The sequence below is a fragment of the Bradyrhizobium sp. genome (assembly GCF_049519115.1).
Classification (GTDB): domain Bacteria; phylum Pseudomonadota; class Alphaproteobacteria; order Rhizobiales; family Xanthobacteraceae; genus Bradyrhizobium.
This window is the reverse complement of the sequence record NZ_JBEKRB010000192.1, coordinates 1-4,345: the sequence shown is the minus strand read 5'-3', so window position 1 is coordinate 4,345 and position 4,345 is coordinate 1. Positions and strand designations below refer to the sequence as shown.

At 63.1% G+C, this 4,345-nt stretch carries 4 protein-coding genes and 1 pseudogene; all 5 read right to left on the bottom strand.

Annotation, left to right across the window (positions count from 1 at the left end; translation table 11 throughout):
* A partial coding sequence (locus tag ABSE61_RS37120) for an IS91 family transposase (RefSeq protein WP_423876114.1) occupies positions 1-741 on the bottom strand: 741 nt, incomplete at its 3' end.
* Positions 742-911: 170 nt separating this feature from the next.
* A complete protein-coding gene (locus tag ABSE61_RS37115; protein WP_423876113.1) occupies positions 912-2,969 on the bottom strand; it encodes a recombinase family protein in 2,058 nt (685 codons plus the stop codon).
* On the bottom strand, positions 2,950-3,132 hold the full coding sequence (locus ABSE61_RS37110) for a hypothetical protein (RefSeq protein ID WP_423876112.1): 183 nt from the start codon (positions 3,130-3,132) through the stop codon (positions 2,950-2,952). The genes ABSE61_RS37115 and ABSE61_RS37110 overlap by 20 nt, the downstream gene beginning before the upstream one ends.
* A 106-nt stretch (positions 3,133-3,238) precedes the next feature.
* Positions 3,239-3,355: pseudogene (locus ABSE61_RS37165) on the bottom strand (hypothetical protein); the annotation flags it as partial.
* Positions 3,351-4,157 carry a tyrosine-type recombinase/integrase gene (locus ABSE61_RS37105; RefSeq protein ID WP_423876111.1) on the bottom strand — a complete coding sequence of 269 codons (807 nt, stop codon included), beginning with the start codon at positions 4,155-4,157 and terminating at the stop codon, positions 3,351-3,353. The gene ABSE61_RS37105 and the pseudogene ABSE61_RS37165, both read right to left, overlap by 5 nt.
* Between the last annotated feature and the right edge of the window lie 188 nt (positions 4,158-4,345).

Sequence of the window (4,345 nt, the reverse complement as noted above, 5' to 3'; positions counted from 1 at the left end):
CGGCCGCTTGCTATAGACGAACCACTTGTTCCGATGCAGCGGCGCGAGCCAGGCCTTGAACGCGGCCTTGCCGGCGAGGTGGGCGTGGTTGCCAAAGAACTGCAGGCGGCCGGCGTGGTGTGCGGCGAGCAGCATCTCCAGCATCAGGCGGCGGAACAGCTGCGACAGTACCTTCACCGGCAAGAGATAGTTTGGACGGCAGCCGATCCAGCGCGTGCCGTCGAGCGATATCCCACCGCCCGGCACGATCATGTGGACGTGTGGATGATGGGTCATCGCGGAGCCCCAGGTGTGGAGCACCGAGGTGAAGCCGATCTTGACCCCCAGGCGCTTGGGATCGGCTGCAATCGTGCGCATTGTCTGCGAGGAAGCCTTGAACAGGAGATCGTAGACGACGGCCTTGTTCTGGTAGGCGATGGCGGCAATCCGCCCTGGCAGAGTGAACACGACGTGGAAGTAAGGGACGCCCAGCAGTTCTGACTTGCGCTGCTTCATCCATGCCAGCGCCTGCGAGCCCTGGCACTTGGGGCAATGCCTGCTACGGCAGCTGTTATAGGCGATCTGCGTGTGGGCGCAGTCCTCACAGCGCATGACATGGCCGCCGAGAGCCACCGTGCGGCAGCTCTCGATCGCCGACATCACCTTCAACTGTCCGAGGCTGACGTGACCTGCATTGGCTTTACGCCAAGCGGGCCCGTGGTCGCGGAAGATATCCGCGATCTCCAGGGCGGGGCGAGCCATGATCGCCGTGGCTTATGCCGTCGGCTTGTTCTCCGGTGTCAGCGGCGTGAGCCGATCCAACGGGCTCATTACCGCGCGGATCACGTTGGTAGCTACCTGCGCGTAGAGCGCCGTGCTGTCGATCTTGGCATGACCGAGCAGTCACGATTCATAATGCACCTCGGCTTAACTCATTGAAAGTCAAAGACCTGCTGCGCAGCATCCGGTGTTAGCGGAGGCTTCTGACGCTTTCCGCGGGCGAAGCCTGCCAGGTCCTCAGCTCTGATTACCCAAGGCGCGCCCGCGCAAGCTTGTCGGCCTTTGATGTCGCCGCGGCGGAGCATACGCAACGCCGTCATGTTGCAGACGCCGACGAGTTTTGCTGCTGCTTCGAGCGTAATCTCGCCGCGCTCCGCCCACTCGCCGTCGCGGAAGACGGCAATGTCGTGGTGATTGCGGAAGCCGCGCACGCGCTCTTGCGTCCAGGCATTGCCGTGCCCGGTCTCGACGCGAGTGCGATTGAGCAGGCGCGCGATCTGCCGATCAGGCATCAGCCGCGCCAGCTCACGCACGAGTGCGATCGTGTCGTCGGGGATGCGTGGATTGTGCCGGCCGGCCGCATTCAGTCGCTGTTTGACTTGCAGTTGGGTATGGTCGCCGCCTTGCCAGTGCAGGACCGCATGGATGATTGCGCCGTCCCTGCGCACGACGATCTCCGTGAGTGCCGCGCGAAGGATACGCTTGCGCGTTGCGGCGGTTGCAGCGGGATGCAACCAGGCGCGCTCCAGATCAGCACCGAGCGCCACCAATTGCTGGCGCTCCGGCTCACCGAACGGCTGCGGACGGCGCGCAATCAGGGCGGCGATCTCTCCTTCAAGCTTTGCGACAGCCCGCAATGCCTCGTTCCAGCGGCGCTCCAGCTCGCCGGCGACCAGCCGGTTTGCCGGGTCGACGGCGTCGTACTGTCGGCGCGCGTGCGCGGCTTCGTAGCGCGCCTGCTGCAGCGACAGCTCCAGCTGGCGCTCGGCCGCGGTCGTCGTGCTCGATTGCGCCTCGATCGCTTTGAGTGCTGCCTCGGCGCCGAGCGGCTTCATGACGCGCAGGACCTCGTTACTGATCGCCGTATCGATGCTCAAGCCGCTGATCGAAATGCAGCGCGCGGCACCGTGGTTCGTACGCGCACCGTAGCAATTGTAGCGGCCGATCTTGCCGCTGTAGTGCACATGGAGCTTGCGGCCGCAGTGGCCGCATCGCAGCAGTCCGGGCAGGAGCAGCTCGCCTTTACGAGCTGCTCCGCGAGCGAGTGCGCTGCTCATGCCGGTCGCATTGTTGGCGATTACCTCGAGGTTGTGCTCGAACTCGTCCCAGGTGATATAGGCCGCGTGGTGATCCTTGATCAAGACATCCCATTCGGCCATGGGCTTTTGCACACCACGCCGGACATGCTTGCGTCCACCTTTGACACTCACACGGCTCGTCGTGCGCCCGAACGCGTAGGCACCTGCATAGATCGGATTGGTCAGGATGTTGTGCACGATGTTGTAGGCCGGCAGTCGCCACACGACGCCGTGCGCCTCGCCTTGGCGCGACTTGACCGGCAGCTCTATGCCCTCCTCTCTCAGCCAGATGTGCACCTGTCTTGCACTTTGCAGCTCGGCGAACTTGGTGAAGACCAGCTGCAGGGCGTCCTGCACGCGTTTGTCCGGATTCTTCTCTATGCGATCGCGACCGATCTTCACATAGCCGGCGGCGACACCGAGGACCAGCGCACCGCGGCGCGCCTTCTGCTTCAGCGCTTCCTGCGAGCGCTGGCGGAACATCGAGAGTTCAAGCTCGCTCATCGTGCCCTTCATGCCAAGCAGCAGCCGATCGTTGGGATGGCGAGGATCGTAGATTCCGTCCTCGTCGACGATGAGCGTGCCGACCAATCCACAGAACTCGATCAGCGTATGCCAGTCGCGGCCGTTACGGGCAAGACGCGACGCCTCGATCGCGAGCACAGCGCCGACACGGCCGTCGCAGATCGTTGCAAGCCGCCGCTCGAAGCCGGGACGCGCGATGCCGCCGCCGGACCGGCCGAGGTCGTCGTCGATGACTTTGACGTTGCTCCAGCCAAGCTGCTTGGCGCGATCGACGAGGCCGTATTGGCGCCGTCGGCTCTCATGATTATGCGCGAGCTGGTCTGCTGTCGATTGCCGGATGTAGACGCAGGCGTTGCGGGCGAGATGCTCAGTCGTGATCTTGGTCATCGCCGCTCCCCCCGCTTGCCGCCTTTGCCAGCGCCGCCGCGATCTCGCGCAGCAGCACCTCGATGACCGTCGCGAGCTCGCTCTTTTGAGCTGCACGCAGTTCGACGTATGGTCGCTCGGCCTCGAACAGGCTTGGCTGGAGATTCTCGGATCGGTGCGTCATTCTCTGGTCGCTCCGTTTTTGATTCGGACGCCAGAAAGCCTAGAAGCGCATCGACCTCGTTGCGTAGGGAGCGAAGAACATCCAATGGAAAATGCGGCTCAACGCTGATCTCGAATCGGGACGCAGACTCGTCAGTCATCCACGCCGGAAGGCAGGCAAAGGTGCCGTCAAGTTGGTGCACAACGAGAAACGCGGCGCCGCCTCGCTCAAGCCGCCGCCTAATGCCTACCGTCTCGTCGAAGCGAGGATGAAATCGGTAGGTGATGCGTGCTTCGGCCTGTTGTTCGCGGGCAGTATGTCGCCGTTCCGAGTAAAACCTGAATCAAACGGACATCGGTCTTCTCTTCGAGCAGGTGGGTCGCAAAGCTGTGTCGCAATGTATGAGGCGACACTCGCTTTTTGATCCCCGCCCTATCGGCAGCGACATGAACGACGCGATTGAATTGCCGCGTCGTCAGCGGCAGCAGCGGATCACGGCCCGGGAACAGCCAGACCGTGGGCCGGGCGATGCGATACCAATCGCGCAGCAACTCCAATAGCAGCGGGGAAAGCATTGCAAAACGATCCTTGCGCCCCTTGCCCTGCTCGATGCGCAGCAGCATGCGCTCGGAATCGATGTCCGATACCTTCAGGGCCACAACTTCAGAAACCCGCAGTCCGGCGCCATAAGCGGCGCTTAGCGCGGCCTTGTACTTCGGGCCGGGGGCCGCCTCCAGCAGCCGTGCGATCTCCTCCAGGCTCAAGATCACCGGGATCCTGCGTGGCTCTCGCACGAAGGTGAGGTACCGTGCCATCTCGGGGCGGTCGAGCGTCACAGTGAAGAAGAAACGCAGCGCCGCAACCGAGCCATTGATGCTCGGCGCACCCACGCCGGCCTGCGTCTGATGCAGCTGGAAAAGGCGAAGATCTTCAGGCGTGGCCGTATCCGGCGCGCGGCCGAGAAAGGCTGTGAATGTCCCGACGTGTCGGATATAGTCGTTGCGCGTCTTCTCGACGAAGTTGCGCACCGTCATGTCTTCGATCATGCGCCGGCGCAGCGGGCTGATGGGCTTCTCGCTCATTGGGAGCTCCTGTCTTGAGGTTGGAGTGTTTGAACCCCTCAATCCTCAAGACGGAGCGACCGCCCGTCACCTGTGATCGTTCAAATAGTTACCGCAGAAGACTTGATCCCACGACCGCGCCGCCAGCCCATCCCGCGTGAGCGGGTTCGTTC